The sequence below is a fragment of the Streptomyces sp. NPDC059989 genome (assembly GCF_042736975.1).
GTDB lineage: Bacteria > Actinomycetota > Actinomycetes > Streptomycetales > Streptomycetaceae > Streptomyces.
This window is the reverse complement of sequence record NZ_JBHWUO010000061.1, coordinates 1-19352: the sequence shown is the minus strand read 5'-3', so window position 1 is coordinate 19352 and position 19352 is coordinate 1. Positions and strand designations below refer to the sequence as shown.

Genomic DNA, 19352 nt, shown 5'->3' with positions numbered 1-19352 from the left:
AGGGAGCGGCCGCCATGTCTCGCTCGGCCACTGTTGAAGGCCCCGTTCGGGCAACAGACGCGCACGTCACGGGCACCCCGGGAGCGCCGACGCAGGACCTGGAACCGCTGCGGGTGGAGAATCCCCGTGAGATGGCGCCCGCCGACGCACGCGAACTGTCGCGGCTCTTCTTCCGGAGGCTGCGGAGCCTCGAGGAGGGGACGCGCGAGTACCAGTACGCGCGCAACACCTTGATCGAGATGAACCTCTCGCTGGTGCAGTTCGCCGCGCGCCGGTTCCGCTCCCGCGCGCTGGGCGGCAGTCTCGACATGGACGACATCATCCAGGTGGGGACAATCGGCCTCATCAAGGCCATCGACCGCTACGACCTCGAGCGCGAGGTCGAGTTCTCCACCCTCGCCCTCCCCTACATCACGGGGGAGATCAAGCGCTACTTCCGCGACACCACCTGGGCGGTCCACGTCCCCCGCCGCCTGCAGGAACTGCGTACGGAGCTGGCGAAGGCCCAGGAGGCCCTGACCGACGTCCTGGGGCGGGCGCCGACGGTCAAGGAGGTCGGGGAGCACCTGGAACTGTCCGAGGACGAGGTCATCGACGGTCTGGTGGCGGCGAACGGCTACACGAGCGGCTCCCTCGACGCCTCCAGTGCGGACAGCGACATGCAGTCCACGACGAGCCGGACGCCCCGGCCGCTCGCGGAGCGCGTCGGTGACGTCGATCCCGCCATCGAGCTCTTCGAGGACTTCCGCACGCTCGCTCCGCTGCTGGAGCAACTGACCGGGCGTGACCGGCGCATCCTGCAGATGCGCTTCGGCGAGGAGAAGACCCAGGCGGAGATCGGCGCCGAGCTGGGCATTTCCCAAATGCAGGTCTCCCGCCTCCTGTCGCGGATCCTGGCCCGGCTGCGCACCGGCATGCTCGCGGTGTAGGCGCCGGCCATGACGTCCCCGCCGGGGAGGCTGCGGGTTCGGCCATACAGTGTGCGGGGACAGGAACGGGAAGGAGAACGGACATGACGACGACGCTGACCGCCCTGCCGTTGCCGGACCGGCCCGGTGCGCGCCTGAGCGGCAGCGGCGACCTCGACACCCGGCAGGCCCTGACCGCTGCGCTCTGCGCCGTGACCGCGGTCCCCGGCCCCGTCGTCCATCTCGATCTCTCCGCCGTGGCCTTCCTGGACACGGCTGCCGTCGCCGCCCTGGTCCAGGCGTCGGTCACCCTGAACCGGCAGGGGCGTCGCCTGCTGCTCCACGACCCGCCGTACTCGCTGCGCAAGGTAGTGGAGATGTTCCCGGACGAATGCGCCGCGCTGGAGGTCGCAGCATGATCACCGTTCCTGCGACCACCGGGCCCGGGGCCTTCGTTCACCCCGCACTCTTCTACGCGGGCATCGCCGAGTACGTGACCGGCGTGGGCGGTTTCGTACGTGCCGCCCTGTCGGCCGGCGAACCGGTCCTCGTCGCGGTGCCCGGCCCGCACCTGGACGCCCTGCGCGAGAGCCTCGGCGCGAGCAGGACAGAGGTCGTCTGGACGGACATGACGGAGCTGGGTCGCAATCCCGGCCGGATCCTGGCCGCCCTGCAGGACTTCGCCGACCGGCACCACGGCCGGGCCGCCCGGATCGTCGGCGAGCCGATCTGGCCCGGCCGCTCCCCCGCCGAGGTACTGGAGGCCACCCGCCACGAGGCCCTCATCAACACGGCCTTCGCCGGCCGGACTGCCACGATCCTGTGCCCGTACGACGTACAGGGGCTGGAGTCCGCGGTGGTGGCCGACGCCCGGCGCACGCACCCGACGCTCATCGAGAGCGGCCGGGACCTGCCGAGCGCGGCGTACACCGATGCCTCGGCGGTCTCCGCGGACTGCGATCGCCCCCTGCCCGAACCCGACGGTGAGGTGCTCCGGCTCGAGTACTCCCACGGGGAGCTGGCCGATGTGCGTGCGCAGGCCGAGAGTTGGGCACGCGGGACGGCCCTGACCGCGGCGCGGCGCGGCGACCTCGTCCTGGCCGTCAGCGAGGCTGCTGCCAACTCCCTGGCGCACGGGGGCGGGAAGGGCACCCTGCGCCTGTGGACGACCGCCGGCCCCGGGTCGGACGTCGTCGCGGAGGTCCACGACGGTGGCCGCCTGGCCGATCCGCTGGCCGGGCGCCGGCGCCCTTCCCTGGCCTCGGCCCGGGGCGGCCGCGGCCTGTGGATGATCCACCAGCTCTGCGACCTGGTCGAGATCCGCGCCACGGCCGGCGGCTTCACGCTGCGGCTTCACGTGGCAACTCCCTGAGAGGGAGGGTCCCCTACACTGTCACGACCATGCTCGGGCTCCCCGGATCGCCGACGGGCATACGAACCGGCCGGGAACACCGGCGGCGGCCATGCGGGGGCCGGGGACCGGGTATCGGGAGAAGAGACCAGGGGCGAACACGGGGGTGGGACCACAGTGGAGACCAAGGAACCGGAGGCGGGCGATCCAGTGAGTGCCGGCCCTCCCGCCGCGGGGCAGCGCCGTCGGCTCGCCCTGACGGGCGTCCGCGGCCCTGTGGCCAAGGGCCGCGACTTCACGCGCCACACCCTCCAGGACTGGGGGTGGGACGGGACCGAGACCTCCGAGGACGCCCTGCTCGTGGTGTCCGAACTCCTGACCAACGCGTCCCTGCACGCGGGCGGCTGCGACCAACTCGTCCTCACCGCCGACGAGTCGGCCCTGCGCATCGAGGTGTGCGACGGCACGACGACGCTTCCCGCCCGCCACCCGGCCCCGCAGCGCGGCATCCCGGGCGGCCGCGGGCTGTACATAGTGGAGCGGCTGTCCGATCGCTGGGGCGCCCAGGCATACGGAACCGGGAAGGCCGTGTGGGCCGAGATAGAAGCCTCGCGGCTGGTGTCCGGCAAGGCCGGGGAGCTCTGACGGCTGCTGCTCGTCGCCACCCGCGGCGCGGCGAATCCGGCCGGAGCGGCGGCTCATGATCCGGCCCTTACTGGGAACACGGCCGTCACCGACCGAAAGGGGCATGGACATGCTCGGCATCACCGCCGCAGTGCTGTTCTTCATCGCGTTCCTGATCAACGCCGCTCACATCACCACCAACGACGTGCTGAGTTCAACCAACTTCATGCTGATCGGCCTCGCCGCGCTCGCGCTGCACGTCGCCGGCATCGGCAACGGGTGGGCGGCCCGCGGGCGGGGCCGCAGGCGCTGACCGCGTGGAGCCGAGGGAAAGCAAAAGAGGGGTCCGGCCCCGCGGCGCACCGCTCGGGCGCGACGTGGTGCTCGCCGTGGGACTTGCCGGGACCACCGTGGGCGGGACGGCCGTCTTCATCAAGGCCACCGCGGCGGCCGGGACGGGTATACCGGTCCTGCCCGTGGTCGCGGCGGTGGTGCTGCTGCTGGGCGTGGCGTTCGCCGGGTGGAGCGTGTCGCCCGTCCGGCGGCGCCCGCATCCCGAGCCGGGCGCACGGCCCGCGACGGACCTGCCGGACGTGGGGGCCGAGGCGCTGGACCATGCCGCGGTCGATGCCGACGGCTTCGAGCACACCATCGCCGCACTCTGCGCACGGGACGGCTGCACCCCGGTGGAAGTGGTGGGAGGCGCGGGCGACCTGGGCGCCAACGTGATCGCCACGACCCCGGACGGGCTGCGCGTCATAGTGCAGTGCAAGCACTACGCCGAGGACAACCGGGTCGGCTCGCAGGACCTGCAGCGCTTCGGCGGAACGTGCTTCGCCGTCCACGACGCCGATGTGGCCATCGTCGTGACCACCAGTTCCTTCACCGCGCCGGCTCTCGAGTACGCCGCCGCGTGCGGCACCGTCTGCCTGGACGCCGAGGCCCTGACGGCCTGGACCCGGCCGGGCGCACGGCCGCCCTGGGAATCGCCCGCCGTCCACTCCGACGGTTCCACCGCCGGTGTCCGGGCCCGCCGTTGAGCGGACCCGGTACAGCCGGTCAGGCGCCTTCGCCGAGGACGGTGCGGATCAGTGCCCGCTGGTCGTCGGAGAGGTACGGGTCTTGGACGTCGAGCACGTCGTCGTCGACGGTGATCCGGTAGTGGTAGCCGTCGGCCACAGGGGCGACGGCGCGCTGTGCGAGTTCCTCCAGGTCCGCTGCGTCCGCGCGGCCCGAGGTGTCGAGGGCGCGGAGCTTCTCGGAGCCGGTGAAGCCTCCGGAGCGGGTGACCGTTATCTGCATGGCTGTTTCTCCCTGTTCCAGGTGGTGTCGCTGTCGCACGGTCTGCACATCGCAGCCACTGTCGCGGGTGCCCCGAACAGCGGCCCGCTGTCACGGAGCAGGGTCCCGACGGTACGAACGTCCGGAAAGCGCCGCTGTACGGGCGACCTGTCCTCGGCGGGCCGGATGGAGTGCGGCGGGAGCTACGGATGGGACGGTTTCGGCAGGCCGGCGACCCCGTCCCCACCTCCGACCCCAGGACGCACGGACGAATGTCGCCACGGTCCGTAACCGAAGTGGTGCGGTCCGTGCCGCTTTGTGTCGGCGCGGGCGGAAGGAAACCTAGGGTCCCGGCCTCGGCGTGAGCGCGAGGCGGGCCAGGGGCCCGCCCACTTCTCCGCGTCTTTGCTCCCGGCGCCCGTCTGCGGCGCGCCATCCCAGCGGATCCCAAGACCCGGAGAGACACACCACCCAGGCCCTTTGACCAGCAGTACCCGTATGAGTCCGACTGTCGGCGACCGCCGTCCAGCTGAACCACACCGCGTGTTCGCCGGCGACCGACACCTGTCTGCCGAATTCATCGCCGTGATCCTGGGGTTGAAGGTCGGCGCTCCGTTCTGGCCGCGGCCGGCGGCCGGTGGGGTGGGTGCCCGTCAGGCGTTCTCGGCGGCGAACATCCAGTGGTGCTTCTCGAATTCGCCGGTCAGTCCGATCAGGAGGTCCTGGGTGACGGGGTCCGCGGTCTCGGTGGCCTGGATGCGCTCCCGCATGCGGGCGATCACCACGCTGAGGGCGTCGACGAGGATGCGTACGGCGTCCACGTCCTTCACCCACCCCTCCCGCACGCCGGTGATCGCGCTGGACGAGGCCACCGTCTCCGCCCGGCCGTCCGGGGTGATGCCGAGGGCAGCGGCGCGCTCGGCGATGACGTCGGAGTGGGTACGGGCCGAGGTGACCACTTCGTCGAGCTGGAGGTGGACGGACCGGAAACGGGGACCCACCACGTTCCAGTGCACCTGCTTAGCAACGAGCGACAGGTCCACCAGGTCCACCAGCGCGCCCTGCAGCGCTTCGCCGACAATCTTCAGATCGGCTCCCGGGAGGGCGTTCTTGACGACGGACACTTCGTCTCCATTTCTGCAGAGTCGCCCACGCGTGGCGACGGGGAATCCTTGGCGGAGCAACACCTACCCCCGACTTTCGGTATAAAACGGGCTATACGGGCACGGCCATCCGTCCCGGGCCCGTCGCCCCGGCGTTCAGGGGAGCCGGACGGCCACCAGGCAGGTGTCGTCCTCGTGGTCCTGGGGCGTGTAGGCGCCCATGATGCGGTCGAGGGCCTCCTGCGCGTCGAGCCCGTCGCAGGCCAGCAGCACCGAGCGGAGGGTGTCGATGCCGTCGGTGATGTCCTCCCCGCGCCGCTCGACCATGCCGTCGGTGTAGAGCAGCAGCAGGTCGCCGGGCCGCAGGTCGACGGTGGCGGTCGCGTACTCGTGGCCGGGCAGGAGCCCGAACAGCGGCCCCCGGTGGTCCGTGCCGAGGGCCGAGGCCCGGCCGTCGCGCAACAGCAGCGGTGCGGGGTGGCCCGCGCACGCCCACCGGTAGCGGCGCTCCGCGTCGAGGTGGCCGATGATCCCGGTCGCCGTCTCCGCGGCCTCGTCCGCGCACAGCAGCTCGTTGAGCCAGGTCGTCAGCTGACCGGCATGGGCGCCCGGCGCATGCGCGAGCCCCGCCAGCGCGTGCCGTTGCTGCGCCATCCGGGCCACCGCGCTGAGGCCGTGGCCACAGGCGTCGCCGATGGCGAGCAGGATCCGCCCGTCCGGCAGCAGCCGGCATTTGTACCAGTCGCCGCCGACGGCCTCCGATTCCGCGGGCAGGTAGGCCGCCGCGACCGACAGGCCGAGCTGGGCCAGCTCCGCCGAGTGCGCGGGCAGCAGCGCCTCCCGCAGCGCCGTGGCCACATGTCGCTCGGCCGCCGCTTCCTCGCGCAGTTGTTCGGTCTGGCGGCGGGTCGCCGCGAGCCGCTGGCGGCTGCGCACCTGGGCGGACAGATCACGGGCGATGAGGTGCAGGGCCCAGGGCAGCCCGTCCCTGGCGATGACGGGGTGGCCCACCAGATGGAGGGTGCGGATCTCCCCTAGCACGCCGAAGCGGACCTCCTCACCGCCCGGCTCCTCGCCGTCGAGGAGCCGGGTCAGCATCTTGGCGAAGAGGGGCACGTCATCGACGAGAACGGCGTCGCACAGCTCCAGCAGCGACAGGGGCCGGCCGGCCTCCGCACGGAAGATCGCGTGCAGCCCCTCGGACCAGATGGTGCTCCCGGACAGGAGGTCCCACGTGCCCCAGCCCATGGACGCGATGTACTGCGCGTCGATCGAGAGCAGCTCCGTGCGGTTGCGGGCGGGTCTCCACGTGGCCAGTACCTTGTCCCCGCAGGACGCCGCGTCGTACAGCAGCTGCGTACGGTGCAGGCCGTCGCTGCGCTGCTCGGTGTAGTCCACCGGGTGCGCCTGCAGGGCGCGGCCCGTGCCCAGGACCCCGGCCAGCGCGTCGATCAGCCCGCCTGCCGCCGCTCCGGGCTGGACCTCCAGCAGCAGCCGTCCGATCTGCCGGTCCGGCGCGTCGAGCCACTGGGCCGAGCGGACGTGGTTGCCGGCCTTGACCCTGAAGTCCACGGTCCGGCCGTCCTCGTCCCGTACGGGTTCCAGCAGCGCGGCCGAGACGGGGATCGCGGGGAGCGTCGCGCAGACGCAAGCCCAGGGGCCGGCGTTCTCCGCCCCGTCGCCGCACGCGTGCCCGGGGCCCTCCGGGCCGCCGCACGCACAGACGGGCGCCGGTTCGTCGGGCTGCGGGCCGGGCACGGCCCCGTCGTCCAGGCGTACTCCCGCGTCCCGGCGCGCGGCCGTACGCAGAGCGGTGACCTCGCGCCTCACGAGCTGCTTGAGCGTCTCGGAATCCTGCGGAATGAGTGGCGTCATGATCCTCACCAGCTGGGAAGCACGTTCGGGCGGCCGGCTCGGGCGGGGACTACGCGGCCAGCATGCCGGCCCGCAGTCTGGTCAGGATGCTCGACAGGAGCCGGGAGACCTGCATCTGGCTGATGCCGAGTTCCGTGCCGATCTCGGCCTGGGTCAACTCCTGTCCGAACCGAAGGTACAAGATCGTGCGGTCTCGTTCGGGGAGCTCCTTCACCAGCGGGCCGACCGAGTGCAGGTCCTCGAAGAGCTCCATGGCCGGGTCGTTCTGTCCCGCGGTCTCGCTCAGCGCGTGGGTGCGCCGGCCCGACGGGGACGGCTCGTCCGCCTGGGCGGGCGTGTCGAGGGTCTCGGTGGAGTACCCGTTCGCCGCCACGAGTCCTTCGATGACCGTCTCCTCGTCGAGGCGCAGGTGCTGGGCGATCTCCTTCACTGTCGGTGACCGGCCCAGCGTGGCGGAGAGGTCGTCCCGCGTCCTGGCGAGTTCGATGCGCAGCTCCTGGAGCCGCCGCGGGACGCGTACGGCCCAGGTGGTGTCCCGGAAGTGCCGCTTGATCTCCCCCGTCACGTAGGGCAGGGCCAGGGTGGAGAACTCGACCCCGCGGTCGGGGTCGAACCGGTCGATCGCCTTGATCAGGCCGATCGTCCCGGCTTGCAGGACGTCTTCCATCTCGGCGCCGGCGCCGGCTCCGGCGCCCGTACGGCTGCGGAACCCTCGCGCAGCGAAACGGACCAGCGCCATGTTCATCTCGATCAGGGTGTTGCGGGCGTACTGGTGGCCGGCGGAACCTTCCGGCAGCTCCCGCAGGCGGGCGAAGAACAGCTTCGACAGCTCGCGGGCGTCGGAGGGCGGGACCAGGTGCGCCTGGGGGACGGCGGGCAGCCGCGTTCCCGTGCGCTGGTCGGCCGACTCTACGGAGCCGGGATCGGCGTTGGCTGCGTTGACTGCGTTGATGGCCGCGAGGGAGCCGGGCACGGTGCCGTCCTTCCGTCTGGTCGTCTCGGTGCTGCGAGGCTGCGCCTGCCCCCTCAGCGGAGATCCATACGCGCAGGACCGCGCCCGAGCCCTTCGGCCGGGGCGGGAGTGACTTTCGCCCCCGGAGGGAGGGCCTTCCGGCACCTGCCGGGGGCGGCCGGGTGGAGGGGAGCGTGCGGCCGCCGATAGGGGCGTAGGTGTACGTGCCGCATTCCGCGTTCACTGCGGCGTGGCGGGCGTGATCTTCGTGGCGTGTACGGTGAGCCGCCCTATCCGCGTTTCGTGGTTGGACGCCGTGGTGCTCCGGTCCGCGATGTCGTCCGGCCTGGCGCCCTCGAGGTGCCACATGGTGAGCGGGGTCGGCGCCCCGGGGACCGTCTCCTCGATGGTGACGTCGCACGGTTCGGCCGACCCCTCCTCCGCGAGGGCCCACTCCTGTGCCCCGGGCACGTCGGTGAGCACGCAGTCGTCCAGGGTGAGCGTGAGTTCCTGCCCGGGGAGGCCCAGGTCCCCCTGGGGACCGAGACCCGAGATCTCCCCACAGGTGAACCGCTCTCCGCGGACGGTGACGTAGTAGCTGCTGGATGCCTTGGCAACGGAATCGGTCATACGGGGCGCCTGCCCCGCCCGCGCCGTCCCAGACACCTCCCGAAGCGGCTCGGCGGGGCCCGCCGGCCTCGCTGCGCGAGGAACCCGTGGTGATCACTCCAGCCGGCGGCGGTCCTCATCGGTCCAGGCCCTCGTGTCACGGGGCCGGACGTAGGGCTCTTCGCCCTCGGGGAGGCCTCCGGCGATCGCGCGCCGGCGGCTGTTTCCGCGTCCGCTTCGGCGTCCGTGTTCGCGTCCACGGGCGGCCGGTCTCCGCGGCCGTCTGCCTTTCCGTTGCGTGTCGTACCGTGCGGCTTTCCACGTCTGCGCGAGTCATGTCAGCGTGGCGGTGTCGCAGCGGGACGCGCGGTTCGGGCCCCGGGGGGATCCGTGGGCGTCGAAGCCGCCGCCGCCGGCAACCCGCACGTTTGCAACCGCCCGCAGCGCGCAGACGAATCGTGACAACGGCCTTCACGAGGTAGGAGACGCATCATGGGCATCATCGCTTGGGATCCTCATCGGGCTGCTTGCCGGCCTCATCGCCAAGGCACTGATGCCGGGCAGGGACCCGGGCGGGATCATCATCACCACCCTCATCGGCATCGCGGGCGGCCTGCTCGGAGGATGGCTGGGCAAGGTCCTCTTCGGCGTCGACTCGATCGACGGCTTCTTCGACCTGTCCACATGGATCGCCGCGGTCGTCGGCTCCGTCATCCTGCTGGCCCTCTACCGCCTGGTCACGGGCAACCGGCACGCCCACCGGCACGCCTGAGACGGCGACCCGCCCGGGGCCCGCTCCCCCGGCCCGCATACGGCTCCCCCTGACACACCGTGAGGGGGAGCCGTCGTTTTCCGGCGACGACGGACGACCACGGGCCCCGGAGGGCCACGGGCCACGGGCCACGACGGACATAGCTCGCGCGGCTTCCCGAGCACGGGTTTCAACCGCACGAAGGAGAACAGACGCGCCCACGACACCGATGACGACGCCGAAGGAGCATCTGATGCCGAACCTTTCGCGCCTTCCCGGGCTCGCGCAGACGCACTGGTCCTGGCAGGCCGAGGCCCTCTGCCGGGAAGTGGGATCCGAGCAGTTCTACGGGCCCTGGAACGAACCGCGCGGGGTGCGGGAGCGACGCGACCAGGAGGCGAAGCAGCTGTGCGCGACCTGCCCCGTGCTGAAGGCCTGCCTGCGCCACGCCCTGCGCACCGGCGAGCCCTACGGCGTGTGGGGCGGGCTGACCGCCAGGGAGCGCCGCAACTTCCGCGCCGCCATGCAGCCGGGGCGCAGCCGCCGGGACCGTGAGTGAGCGGCAGGGGCCGCGGTGGCGGGCCGGCCCGCTCCGGGCAGCCAACCGGCCTGCGCCGCAGCGCACTTGCCGTCACGCCACGCGGCCGGATCCGGGACTCGCCGACTGGCTCGACGACCACGGCATCCCGGAGGGCTGGCGGATCGCGCCGACCTTCGTACAGGCCGGGCTGGACACGGACTGGCTGGAACAGGTCGCGGCGGCCGTCACCGAGGACTTCCTGCCGGCGGCCATCGGCTGGCTCAACTACACGGTCGAGACCGAACTGTTGATGGACGAGATCGACGACTCCACCACCCGCATCTCCCACCTCATAGACGCGGCTAAGCAGTACGCGCAGCTCGACCGCGCCCCGTATCGGGTCGTCGGCGAGTGGTTCTGGAACTACGCGTAACGGGCCACACCCCGGGAGGGCCCGGCCCTCGAGCCGCTGGAACGCCCGGACACCGGCGACCTCTGACGCGCCTGGCCGTCGCCCGCGACGCGGCGCGCAGGCGGCCTGATCCGTACGGCAACTTCCTCGGACCGCTGCTGCTCGGCCGGTCAGATCGCCGCCTGACCGTACGGCGGGGATCGCGGGGCCCTCGAGCCGTGTGCCCGTGGCTCCCCAGCACCTCAGGAGCGGCGGGGAGCCACGGCCGTACGCGTCACCCCTTGCGCTTGCGGTCGGCCGTACGGCGCTGGGCGTCGGTGTTCGGGGTGAGGGGGTCCCCGGCCTCTCCGTCCTGGCTGCCCGGGACGACGGCGTCCTCCGCTTCCTTGCGGGCCTCGCGGTCGCCGCTCTCCCCCGGCGCCTTGGAGGGCGGGGTGGGGACCGGGTTCTTCTTGCGCTCGCTCATCTCATCTGCTCCTCGGGGTCATGCCGAGTGGCCCTTTTGCCCGGCTGGGGTCGCCACCTTGCGCCACACGGCGCCTGCCCCGCCTGTCCGGTCTCACACGGGCGCCGCGGACGGCTGTTTCGTTTTCCGGCGGGTGTGCGCGAATCCCTTCGCGCAGCGGCTTTCGCCCCGGGCTCGGGGAGGCTGAAGTGGGCACATGCCACCCCCGCAGGCCGAACCGATCACCGAACCCTCCGAGGAAGGGGGCGACGACGACTGTGTGCGGGTCCGGCGCGTCCTGTCCCGGGCAGGGTTCGACACGTCGCCGCGGGAGGGGGACGGACTGCGCGTGTTCCCGGTCCCCGAGGGGGTCATGGTGGGCTGGGTCGCCCGTGAGGTGCTACGGCCGACCGTCCAGGTCCACGGACACGAGAAGGACCTGTCGCGGTTCACGTCTCTGGCGGGCCTGCACAAGGCGCTCCAGACGGCCCTCGCCGTGATCCTGCGCGAAGCGGGCTTCGATGTGGCCACCCGCGACGAGCACCTCCTCGTTCTCCGGCGCGGCACGAGGCCGGCGGACGGAGGGGGGCGAGCCCGACGCTGACTCCTCAGCTCCCGGCGAGCGTGCGCCGGGGAACCGTCCCGTAGGCCTTGCGGTAGGCGGCGGAGAAACGCCCCTGGTGGTGAAAGCCCCAGCGGTTCGCGATGTCCGTGACGGTGTCCCGCGCGGGATCCGCCGCGACCAGGTCGGCATGGGCCAGGGCCAGGCGCACGCGGCGCAGGTAGGCCGTCGGTGTGGTGCCGAGGTGGCTCCGGAACGCGTACTGGAGGGCCCGGGGGGTGACACCGGCGGCAGCGGCCATGTCGGCCAGGCCGATTTCGGCGGCCGGTTGCGACTCGATGAAGGCGACGGCCCGGCGGACTGTCTCCGGCGTCGCGTCGCGGGTGTCCGCGAGCAAGGGATCGGGGTGGGCATCGGTGGGGAACGCGGCCAGCAGGGTTGCGGCGAGCATCCTGGCGGCGGCGTCGACCACGAGCGGTGCGCTGCCCGCCGGCAGAGCCAAAACGCTCTCCTCGACGTAGTCGACGGTCCTCTTCCACTGGCCTGCCATGGCCTTGGAGACGGGAGTGAAGCGGCTGAAGCGCAGCGGGCGGGCGGTCTGCCCGGGCGGGCGGCCCGCGAGTTCCTCCACGAGCGCGATCGGTACCGTCACGGCACGCAGCTCGGCCGAGTACACCCGGCCCGCGTAGGGGAGGTGGGGCTGTGAGATCGCGAGGACGTCGCCCGGCCCGGCTTCGGTGACGTCGTCCGCGCACTCCCGGGCCATGCGGCCGCGGACCACGTGCGTGACGGCCACGGCCCCGAGGGGATCGGTGGCGTAGGCGTACTCCGTGGGCAGCGAGAGCGTGCTGAGCGATACCGGACCGGCGTTGGTGCGGGTGTAGCGGAAGGAACTGCGGGGGGCGGGCGTCTTCATGCGCAGACGCGTCCCGTAGGCCGCCTTCAACCAGTCGCGTGCGACGTCCACTTCGGTGGTCCGGAAGTTGTGCCCGCCCGACGGGCCGGCGTGCGGCTGCTGATGCATGGCGATGGGCCTCCTCTTCCGCGTCGGGGCGCGGCACGGAAGAGCAGCGCGGCCCAAGGGTACGTCGGCAGACGGACGCGCAGGGCGACGAACGGGGGAATCGTGGGACAAGAACTTCAGGCATATCATCTCGGATTGTTTTGCCCAACCGAGACATTTCCCGCCGTGTCCGATACCCACGAACACAATTATTTCGGGCAAAAATAGGCGGTCGTCGGGAGCCATTACGCAGTCACCGAGAACAGCCATCTTCAAGGCCCTGTTCCTGTATCTGAATGCGGAGGTATCACGATTGCCGAAAACAAAAAAGCGCCGCCGGAAGCATCGCTCTCCCGCCTTGCTCCTCGCGATTTCCGTGACCGCCCTGTTCGCGCACGCCAGCCCCGTGCAGGCCGCATCCCCTTACGGCATAAAGGCCGTCGCCATCGCGGCCTCCAAAGAAGGCGCCCCCTACGTCTACGGCGCCACGGGGCCCGAGGCCTTCGACTGTTCAGGCCTCACCCTCTACGCCTTCCGGGAGGCGGGCCGGCCCCTCCCCCGTACCGCCGAAGCGCAGTACGAGAACACCCTCCACATCCCGCGCACCCAGCGCGTATCCGGTGACCTGGTCTTCTTCCCCAAGGGAAGCACCATAGGACACGTCGGCATCTACGCGGGGGACGGCAAGATCTGGCACGCTCCCAAACCCGGTACCCGCGTGCGACTCGAACGCATCTGGACCGGTGCAGTCCGCTATGCCCGGGCCAATTGACCGCACCGGCGAAAACTCCCGCTCCCGCGAGACCACCGCCCACTCTTACCCACGGGCCGGGCGACGAAACCAACCTGTTCATAAGTCCCCGAGGAACGATACGTCCACGACCTGAACCCAGGTGTACGGAACCGGCATGCCACCGCCCCGTCGACCCTTCTCCGGCCCGGCCATTGAATTCTCCGAGGCCACCGGAGAGTGGGTGGATGCATACCGAAAGCAATTGCACCCCTACTACGGCCCCTGACCCGGCACCGGGAACCGGAAACCCGAAACCCGCCGTCGTCCAGACCGTCGGCTCCCCGAGGCTGCCGTCGTCTGCTACGTCGTGGCGCCCGGCGGCGGGAGGCTCGCGGCCACCCGAGTGACCTCCGCCCGGCCCACGGCCCTGTACCGCCGCACTACACGCACATCGGCGCGAGGATGCACGGGCCGGTTCCCCGTTCTTCGTGACTGGAGTCTTTCAGTGCTCGAACGCAGGCAGTTCAAGGGCCGTACCCAGGTCACTTTCGTCCTTCCCGACGGCGCTCCGGACGGACCCGTCAGCGTCGTCGGGGACTTCAACCACTGGAACCCGGCCGCCCACCCGCTGGAGCCCCGCGGCGACGGCACCCGCGCCGCAACCGTCGCCCTCCCCGCCCACAGCGCCCACTCCTTCCGCTACCTCGCAGCCGGCGACTACTGGTTCGACGACGAACACGCCGACAGCCACGACGGCACCAACAGCCGCCTCCACACCTGACCACCGGCCCGCCGGAATCCGCCCGAGGTGAGACACCTGTGAGCAGCCCGATCGGCCTTTCGGAAGGCTCCCTTGATGCCCTGCACCATCTGAGGGAGAAACGGGAGATCAACACCGTGACCCTTCGCTACGCGGACGTCCCGGGCGTCCTCGTCCCGGACGTCGAGGGCAACCTGACCCCTGAAGAGCTGGTGCAGGCCTTGCCCGCGGACGCACCGCGGCTGGTCGTCCACGAGCTGTCCTTCGCCAGCCCGGAGGGCATGCGGAGGAACGCGCAGCTGCTGATCTTCTGGATGCCGCCGAACGCCGCGGAGCAGGAGGAAACGTACACGGCCGGATACACGGCCCTGAAGGAGTACCTCGGCGACGTTCACGTCCATCTCACCGCCAGGCGGGCGGACCAGCTCGAGTACCGACGGCTCGTCGCCCTGGCCGGCTGAGGCCACGCGACACGCCGGTATGGGACGTGATGCTGCGCCACCTCGCGCGTCCCGGGTTCATCGGCAGATGAATTCCACCAGCGTTCGGGAAGAGTAACCATCGCGCGCGGTGCAGCGGCCCGGTACCCGCAGCGCGGGATAGCGTTGCCCGGACGCCGTAGAGGTGCAGAGGCAGGGGCCTGATCGTGGGAAAGCTGGATGCGTTCGCCGAGGTGCTCGACTATCCGATGTACGTGGTGACCACGGCGGTCGGGGACCAGCGGGCCGGCTGCCTGGTGGGCTTCGCCTCCCAGTGCTCGATCGATCCGCCCCGCTTCATGGTCTGGCTCTCCAAGGCCAACCGGACGTACCGGATCGCACGGAACGCCTCCCACCTGGCGGTGCACGCGTTGCGGAAGGACCAGAAACGGACGGCGGACCTCTTCGGGAGCCGGACCGGCGACGACATCGACAAGTTCGAGCACATCGCGTGGCGACGGCCGGCCCACGGGACCGCGCCGGTCCTGGACGACGCGTGCGCCTGGTTCCTCGGCCGGATCGAAGAGCTGGTCGACGGCGGCGACCACGTCGGCTTCCTGCTCTCGCCCGTCGAGGAGAGCCCGCCCGGTCCCTCGCGGCCGCCGCTGCTGCTCTTCAGCGACGTCCAGGACCTCACACCGGGACACCCGGCCTGAGCCGCGGCTGACCTGCCCGGTCAGTCTTCCCTGCTCGGAAGGATCTCCCTGACCTTGGCGATGGCGAAGCCCCACCCCTGGCTCACGGTCGGCTTCCCGGGCACGGCCACCTCCTCCGGGTTGGTCAGGACGTCCAGCAGGACCGGGCCCGGAGTCTCGAACGCCCTGCGCACGCCGTCGTGGAGATCGGCCGGGTCGGTGACGCGGATGCCGGTGAGACCGAGTGCGGTGGCGACCGCGGCGAAGTCGGGGTTGTCCAGCTCCGTGCCGAACTCGGGCAGCCCTGCCTGTTCCTGTTCGAGTTTGACCATGCCCAGGCGGCGGTTGTCGAAGACGACGAGTTTCACCGGCAGTTGGTACGTCTTGATCGTCATGAGGTCGCCCAGCAGCATGCTCAGGCCGCCGTCGCCGCAGAAGGCCACGATCTGGCGGTCCGGCGCCCAGAGCTGGGCTCCGAGGGCCTGGGGCATGGCGTTGGCCATCGACCCGAGGTTGTACGAGCCGATCAGGCGCCGGCTGCCGCGCATGGTGACGAAGCGGGAGAGCCAGACGGTGGCCATGCCGGTGTCGGAGGTGAAGACGGCGTCCTCGGCGGCGTACGTGTCCACCGCAGCGGCCAGGGCTTCGGGGCGGATCTCGTGGTCCCTGTTGTCCAGGGCCGCCCGCAGCCTGCCGGTCCAGCGGCGTTCGTGCGCCGGTTCGGCCAGGCGCTGCTGTCCTTCCTGCCAGTGCGCGAACCGGTCCCGTGCATCCACCAGGTGAGCCCGGTCGGGTGCCTCCTCCAGTAGCGGAAGCAGGGCCCGCAGCGTTGCCCCCACGTCCCCGGCCAGGCCCACGTCCACGGGCACCCGGCGGCCCAGGTGCTCCTCGCGGGTGTCGATCTGGACGACCTTGCAGTCCTTGGGGTACCAGTCGCGGTACGGGAAGTCGGTGCCCAGCATGAGCAGGGCGTCGCCGTGGTCGAGGGCGTGGGAGGCCGCGGGGTTGCCGATCAGGCCGGTCTGGCCCACCTGGAAGGCGTTGTCCTCCTCGAAGCCCTCCTTCGCCTTGAGGGTGAGCACCATGGGAGCGGCGAGCAGCTCTGCGGTGCGGAGCACTTCGGTGCGGGCGTCGCGGGCTCCACGGCCGACGAGCAGGGTGACGCGGGAGGCGGAGTTCAGGAGTTCGGCGGCCTCGGCGAGGGCCGGGTCGTCCGGGCGGGTGACGGGGCGGTCCAGGGCGAACCGCGTGGGACGGTCGTCGCCCAGCTTCTGATCGCCCAGGTCTCCGGGCACGGTCAGGACGGCCACTCCGCCTTCGCTGACAGCGGCGCGTACGGCGGACTCCAGCATCCGCGGCATCTGCTCGGGGGAGGTGACGGTGGCACGGTAGACGGCCACGTCACGGAAGAGCAGGTCGTTGTCGACTTCCTGGAAGTAGTCGCTGCCGATCTCGGCAAGAGGCACCTGGCCACAGATCGCGAGCACCGGAGCACGGCTCTTGGCCGCGTCGTACAGTCCGTTGAGGAGGTGTACGGAGCCCGGTCCCACGGTGCCCATGCAGACCCCGAGGGTGCCCGAGAGCTGGGACTGCGCCCCGGCTGCGAAGGCCGCCGCCTCCTCGTGCCGGCAGCCGACCCAGTCCAGGCCGTCCGTGGTGCGGATCGCGTCGGTCAGTGGGTTCAAAGCGTCTCCGACCACTCCGAAGACGTGCTGGACGCCCAGTTCCTTGAGTGCGTCGACGATGACGTGGGCGACGGTGCGTGCCACAGGAGTGCCCTTCGGTCCGGTGCGGCCCCCTCGGTGTGGGGGCCGGTTTTCAGTAGGTGAAGCGGTCCGGGTCGGCCGCCTGCCAGTCGGATGCCCAGTCGACGGGCGCCGATGCGAGCAGTTGTCCCGGAGTGAGCCATTCGTGGAGTTCGGCGTAGGAGCGGACGGTGTGCGGGTCCACCCGTTGGAGCAGCATGTGGGGGCGCAGCCCGCTCGGGTCGTCGACGCCCATGGCCGCCATGAGCTGGAGGGCGCTCTTGACCGTGGCCTGCTGGTAGCGGTGTACGCGCTGGGACTTGTCGCCGACGTCCACGGCACGGGCGCGCCGCTCGTCCTGGGTGGCCACTCCGACGGGGCAGGTGTTGGTGTGGCAGCGCTGGGCCTGGATGCAGCCGATCGCGAACATCATCGCGCGGGCCGCATTGGTGTAGTCGGCTCCCTGGAGCAGGCGTTTGACGAGGTCCCCGCCGGTGGCGGCCTTGCCACTGGTCCCGATCCGGTGAACCTTCCGGTCAACGGACCATGCGAAATGGGCACTGCAGCGCCCGATGACCGAATACGCAAGTACTTGCTATTCGCATCCATCCGGCGCGCGCCAGCCGCTTCACTACCCTCGGCGCCACCCTATGCCTCCCCCCGGACAATCCTTCTGATGGGGGCGAGGATGTGCTGCTGCGGGGCCGGTGACTCTGTGGTTCATGCCGAGGGGTGACCCGTCAGCCTGGTGGGTGAATCCGTTGCAGCTGGGAGCGGCTGGCGGCGCGCCATGGTGCGCCATCCCTTGAGGTAAGTCCGCCTCGGGGCCGGCCGAGTGCCTCACCGGGCCAGGGCCCCTTTTAAACCTGTGGTCACGACGACACTAAAGGTGTCATGATGACATCATGAGTGGCGCTGAGCGTACGAAGGATGAGCCCCCGTTGGGGCCGCTGCTGTACGAAGTGATCCGCAGCCTGTGGCCGCTGCACCGTACTGTCGTGCGTGCCGTGGAGCGGGAGCTGATGGGGACGGGGATGACAGCCGGTCAGCATGCGGTGATGGATGAACTGCGCAGGGGCGGCCCCCGAACGGTCCCTCAACTCGCCCGCCTGCTGGGCCTGGACCGGCAGCCGGTCCAGCGTCTGGTGAACGACGCGACAGCCCTGGGGCTGGCTGAGAGCGCCCCGAACCCGGAGCACCGGCGCTCGCGCCTGATCCGGCTCACCCCGAAAGGGGAAGCCACCATCAGGGCCATCCAGAAAGCCGAGGAAGCCGAACTGCGGCGCCGGCTGTCCGATCTCACCGCCGGTGATGTCTCGACGGCCCTGCACGTACTCCGTCGTCTTGGCGAGGAGTGCAAGGACCTCGCACAGGATGCCCCGCCACACCGCACGGCTCGAGGAGACGACCAACGATGACGCATGCGCGGACACACGCCGTCACGACCGCCACCGTACCCGTCGAGGCGAGCGAGCTCTTCTACGAGTCGGCCGGCGAAGGACCCCCCGTCGTACTGCTGCACGGCGGCATGCTCGACCTGAACATGTGGGACGAGCAGTTCTCGTGGCTCGCGGGGCTGGGGTACCACGTCATCCGCTGTGACGCCCGCGGCCACGGGCGTTCCTCCACCGTGTCTCGGGACTACGCCAACCATGACGATCTACACGCTCTGCTCACCCACCTCGGCATCCCTCGCGCCACGCTCATAGGGCTTTCCCTCGGTGCGCGGACCGCCGTCGATACGGCGCTGTCTCATCCGGAGTCCGTGTCGGCACTGGTCCTTGCCTCGCCCGGGGTGAGCGGCCGGCCCTTCACCGACCCCTACGTCGCGCACCACACCGCACAGCAGGGGGCCGCGATCAACGCTCAGGCTCTCGCCCAAACCGTTCCCGATGCCAGGCACCAACGGTTCGCCTCGGCAGCCCACATGGTCAACCTGGAGAGCACGGCACTCTTCAACCTCGCGGTCAAATCCTTCCTCGTGTCCACGACTGACCTCAACTGAACACGTTCACCTGTACCGGCGTGAGCACGGGCGTGATCGACCGCGGCCGATTCGCACCGACCGACGAGGGCCCTCCTCAACGCGGTGTGATCAGCCCGCTGCTGCTGAACGTCCGGTGCTGGTGAGGTATGCCGACGACTTCGTCGTGCTCTGTCACGATGAGAACCAGGTGCACCAGGTCAGGGCCCGGCTGGAGGACGGGCTGGAGCCGAGGGGTCTTCGCTTCACCAAGGAGAGGACCCAGGTCGTCCACCTCGATCAGGGGTTCAACTTCCTCGGCTTCACCGTCCGCCGCACGGGCGGAAAGCTGATCATCAAACCGAGCACAGCGGCATGCGCGAGGATCCGGGCGCGGCTACGGACCGAGGTCAAGGCCCTGCACGGGTCCAATGCCGAGGCCGTGTTGCGCAGGCTGATCCCGATCGTTCGCGGTTGGGCGGCCTACTACCGGGCGGTGGCATCCACGACGACTTTCTCGTCGCTGGATCACTACATGTGGCGGCTGTGTCCTGTCTCAGCGAAGATGCACCGGTCGCACCGAAGATTGACGACCGGCCTGTTCGTCTCATCGAACTTTCACCAGACGGGCGCCGGCGGTG

At 70.7% G+C, this 19352-nt stretch carries 23 protein-coding genes and 5 pseudogenes; 18 read left to right on the top strand and 10 right to left on the bottom strand.

Annotated features, from left to right (window positions below):
- The first annotated feature begins 14 nt into the window (after positions 1–14).
- The 6 genes from ACFWBN_RS34505 to ACFWBN_RS34480 all read left to right on the top strand — a co-directional run bounded on the left by ACFWBN_RS34505 (position 15) and on the right by ACFWBN_RS34480 (position 3923).
- On the top strand, positions 15–929 hold the full coding sequence (locus tag ACFWBN_RS34505) for a SigB/SigF/SigG family RNA polymerase sigma factor (RefSeq protein WP_385183957.1): 915 nt from the start codon (positions 15–17) through the stop codon (positions 927–929).
- An 83-nt stretch (positions 930–1012) separates the two neighbouring features.
- Complete coding sequence (locus ACFWBN_RS34500) at positions 1013–1327, top strand: STAS domain-containing protein (protein ID WP_385183955.1); 315 nt, start codon at positions 1013–1015, stop codon at positions 1325–1327.
- A complete protein-coding gene (locus ACFWBN_RS34495; protein ID WP_385183952.1) occupies positions 1324–2280 on the top strand; it encodes an anti-sigma factor RsbA family regulatory protein in 957 nt (318 codons plus the stop codon). Before ACFWBN_RS34500 ends, ACFWBN_RS34495 begins: the two co-directional genes overlap by 4 nt.
- Positions 2281–2436: 156 nt before the next feature.
- On the top strand, positions 2437–2904 hold the full coding sequence (locus ACFWBN_RS34490) for an ATP-binding protein (protein ID WP_385183950.1): 468 nt from the start codon (positions 2437–2439) through the stop codon (positions 2902–2904).
- 109 nt (positions 2905–3013) lie between these two features.
- Complete coding sequence (locus ACFWBN_RS34485; protein WP_385183948.1) at positions 3014–3196, top strand: hypothetical protein; 183 nt, start codon at positions 3014–3016, stop codon at positions 3194–3196.
- Positions 3197–3263: 67 nt separating this feature from the next.
- A complete protein-coding gene (locus ACFWBN_RS34480; protein ID WP_385183988.1) occupies positions 3264–3923 on the top strand; it encodes a restriction endonuclease in 660 nt (219 codons plus the stop codon).
- 19 nt (positions 3924–3942) lie between these two features.
- Here ACFWBN_RS34480 and ACFWBN_RS34475 read toward each other — a convergent pair whose 3' ends face one another.
- Complete coding sequence (locus ACFWBN_RS34475; protein WP_385183944.1) at positions 3943–4185, bottom strand: protealysin inhibitor emfourin; 243 nt, start codon at positions 4183–4185, stop codon at positions 3943–3945.
- 413 nt (positions 4186–4598) lie between these two features.
- On the opposite strand from ACFWBN_RS34475, the pseudogene ACFWBN_RS34470 reads away from it, so the two are divergent.
- A pseudogene (locus tag ACFWBN_RS34470) lies at positions 4599–4788 on the top strand (hypothetical protein); the annotation flags it as partial.
- Positions 4789–4817: 29 nt separating this feature from the next.
- On the opposite strand, the gene ACFWBN_RS34465 reads toward ACFWBN_RS34470, so the two are convergent.
- From ACFWBN_RS34465 to ACFWBN_RS34445, 5 genes and pseudogenes are all read right to left on the bottom strand, one after another.
- Positions 4818–5288: a Dps family protein gene (locus ACFWBN_RS34465; protein WP_385183941.1), complete on the bottom strand. Its 471-nt coding sequence runs from the start codon at positions 5286–5288 to the stop codon at positions 4818–4820.
- Positions 5289–5423: 135 nt separating this feature from the next.
- A complete protein-coding gene (locus ACFWBN_RS34460) occupies positions 5424–7142 on the bottom strand; it encodes a PP2C family protein-serine/threonine phosphatase (RefSeq protein WP_385183938.1) in 1719 nt (572 codons plus the stop codon).
- Between the two features lie 49 nt (positions 7143–7191).
- The gene (locus ACFWBN_RS34455; protein WP_385183935.1) at positions 7192–8115 is read right to left on the bottom strand and encodes a SigB/SigF/SigG family RNA polymerase sigma factor; all 924 of its coding nucleotides are present in this window, start codon (positions 8113–8115) and stop codon (positions 7192–7194) included.
- Positions 8116–8334: 219 nt separating this feature from the next.
- Positions 8335–8724 carry a hypothetical protein gene (locus ACFWBN_RS34450; protein ID WP_385183931.1) on the bottom strand — a complete coding sequence of 130 codons (390 nt, stop codon included), beginning with the start codon at positions 8722–8724 and terminating at the stop codon, positions 8335–8337.
- 93 nt (positions 8725–8817) lie between these two features.
- Positions 8818–8925: pseudogene (locus tag ACFWBN_RS34445) on the bottom strand (ribonuclease BN); the annotation flags it as partial.
- A gap of 270 nt (positions 8926–9195) precedes the next feature.
- Between ACFWBN_RS34445 and ACFWBN_RS34440 the strand changes: the two are divergent.
- The 3 genes and pseudogenes from ACFWBN_RS34440 to ACFWBN_RS34430 all read left to right on the top strand — a co-directional run.
- A pseudogene (locus tag ACFWBN_RS34440) lies at positions 9196–9475 on the top strand (GlsB/YeaQ/YmgE family stress response membrane protein).
- Between the two features lie 232 nt (positions 9476–9707).
- Positions 9708–10013, top strand: a complete 306-nt coding sequence (locus tag ACFWBN_RS34435; RefSeq protein ID WP_385183928.1) for a WhiB family transcriptional regulator — start codon at positions 9708–9710, stop codon at positions 10011–10013.
- A 97-nt stretch (positions 10014–10110) separates the two neighbouring features.
- Positions 10111–10380: pseudogene (locus tag ACFWBN_RS34430) on the top strand (histidine kinase); the annotation flags it as partial.
- A 280-nt stretch (positions 10381–10660) separates the two neighbouring features.
- On the opposite strand, the gene ACFWBN_RS34425 reads toward ACFWBN_RS34430, so the two are convergent.
- On the bottom strand, positions 10661–10852 hold the full coding sequence (locus ACFWBN_RS34425) for a hypothetical protein (RefSeq protein ID WP_385183925.1): 192 nt from the start codon (positions 10850–10852) through the stop codon (positions 10661–10663).
- Positions 10853–11048: 196 nt separating this feature from the next.
- Here ACFWBN_RS34425 and ACFWBN_RS34420 point away from each other — a divergent pair, with 196 nt between their 5' ends.
- Positions 11049–11435 carry a hypothetical protein gene (locus ACFWBN_RS34420; RefSeq protein ID WP_385183922.1) on the top strand — a complete coding sequence of 129 codons (387 nt, stop codon included), beginning with the start codon at positions 11049–11051 and terminating at the stop codon, positions 11433–11435.
- A 4-nt stretch (positions 11436–11439) separates the two neighbouring features.
- Here the strand turns inward: ACFWBN_RS34420 and ACFWBN_RS34415 are convergent, their stop codons facing one another.
- Positions 11440–12417, bottom strand: a complete 978-nt coding sequence (locus tag ACFWBN_RS34415) for an AraC family transcriptional regulator (RefSeq protein WP_385183919.1) — start codon at positions 12415–12417, stop codon at positions 11440–11442.
- Positions 12418–12709: 292 nt separating this feature from the next.
- On the opposite strand from ACFWBN_RS34415, the gene ACFWBN_RS34410 reads away from it, so the two are divergent.
- From ACFWBN_RS34410 to ACFWBN_RS34395, 4 genes are all read left to right on the top strand, one after another.
- Positions 12710–13168, top strand: a complete 459-nt coding sequence (locus ACFWBN_RS34410; protein WP_385183917.1) for a C40 family peptidase — start codon at positions 12710–12712, stop codon at positions 13166–13168.
- Positions 13169–13634: 466 nt separating this feature from the next.
- Positions 13635–13910 (top strand): isoamylase early set domain-containing protein, encoded by a 276-nt coding sequence (locus ACFWBN_RS34405; protein WP_385183914.1) that lies wholly within the window; start codon positions 13635–13637, stop codon positions 13908–13910.
- Between the two features lie 38 nt (positions 13911–13948).
- Positions 13949–14350: a cofilin family protein gene (locus ACFWBN_RS34400; RefSeq protein WP_385183912.1), complete on the top strand. Its 402-nt coding sequence runs from the start codon at positions 13949–13951 to the stop codon at positions 14348–14350.
- Between the two features lie 185 nt (positions 14351–14535).
- Complete coding sequence (locus ACFWBN_RS34395) at positions 14536–15024, top strand: flavin reductase family protein (RefSeq protein WP_385183910.1); 489 nt, start codon at positions 14536–14538, stop codon at positions 15022–15024.
- Between the two features lie 20 nt (positions 15025–15044).
- Here ACFWBN_RS34395 and ACFWBN_RS34390 read toward each other — a convergent pair whose 3' ends face one another.
- Both ACFWBN_RS34390 and ACFWBN_RS34385 read right to left on the bottom strand, forming a co-directional pair.
- Positions 15045–16772, bottom strand: a complete 1728-nt coding sequence (locus ACFWBN_RS34390; protein ID WP_385183907.1) for a thiamine pyrophosphate-dependent enzyme — start codon at positions 16770–16772, stop codon at positions 15045–15047.
- A gap of 49 nt (positions 16773–16821) precedes the next feature.
- Positions 16822–17271, bottom strand: a pseudogene (locus ACFWBN_RS34385) (glutamate synthase-related protein); the annotation flags it as partial.
- Between the two features lie 382 nt (positions 17272–17653).
- Here ACFWBN_RS34385 and ACFWBN_RS34380 point away from each other — a divergent pair.
- The 3 genes from ACFWBN_RS34380 to ACFWBN_RS34370 all read left to right on the top strand — a co-directional run.
- Positions 17654–18166, top strand: a complete 513-nt coding sequence (locus tag ACFWBN_RS34380) for a MarR family winged helix-turn-helix transcriptional regulator (protein ID WP_385183904.1) — start codon at positions 17654–17656, stop codon at positions 18164–18166.
- Positions 18163–18753: an alpha/beta fold hydrolase gene (locus ACFWBN_RS34375; RefSeq protein WP_385183901.1), complete on the top strand. Its 591-nt coding sequence runs from the start codon at positions 18163–18165 to the stop codon at positions 18751–18753. Before ACFWBN_RS34380 ends, ACFWBN_RS34375 begins: the two co-directional genes overlap by 4 nt.
- A gap of 121 nt (positions 18754–18874) precedes the next feature.
- Positions 18875–19352, top strand: a 478-nt coding sequence (locus ACFWBN_RS34370; protein WP_385183898.1) for a group II intron maturase-specific domain-containing protein, incomplete at its 3' end; no start/stop codon positions are given.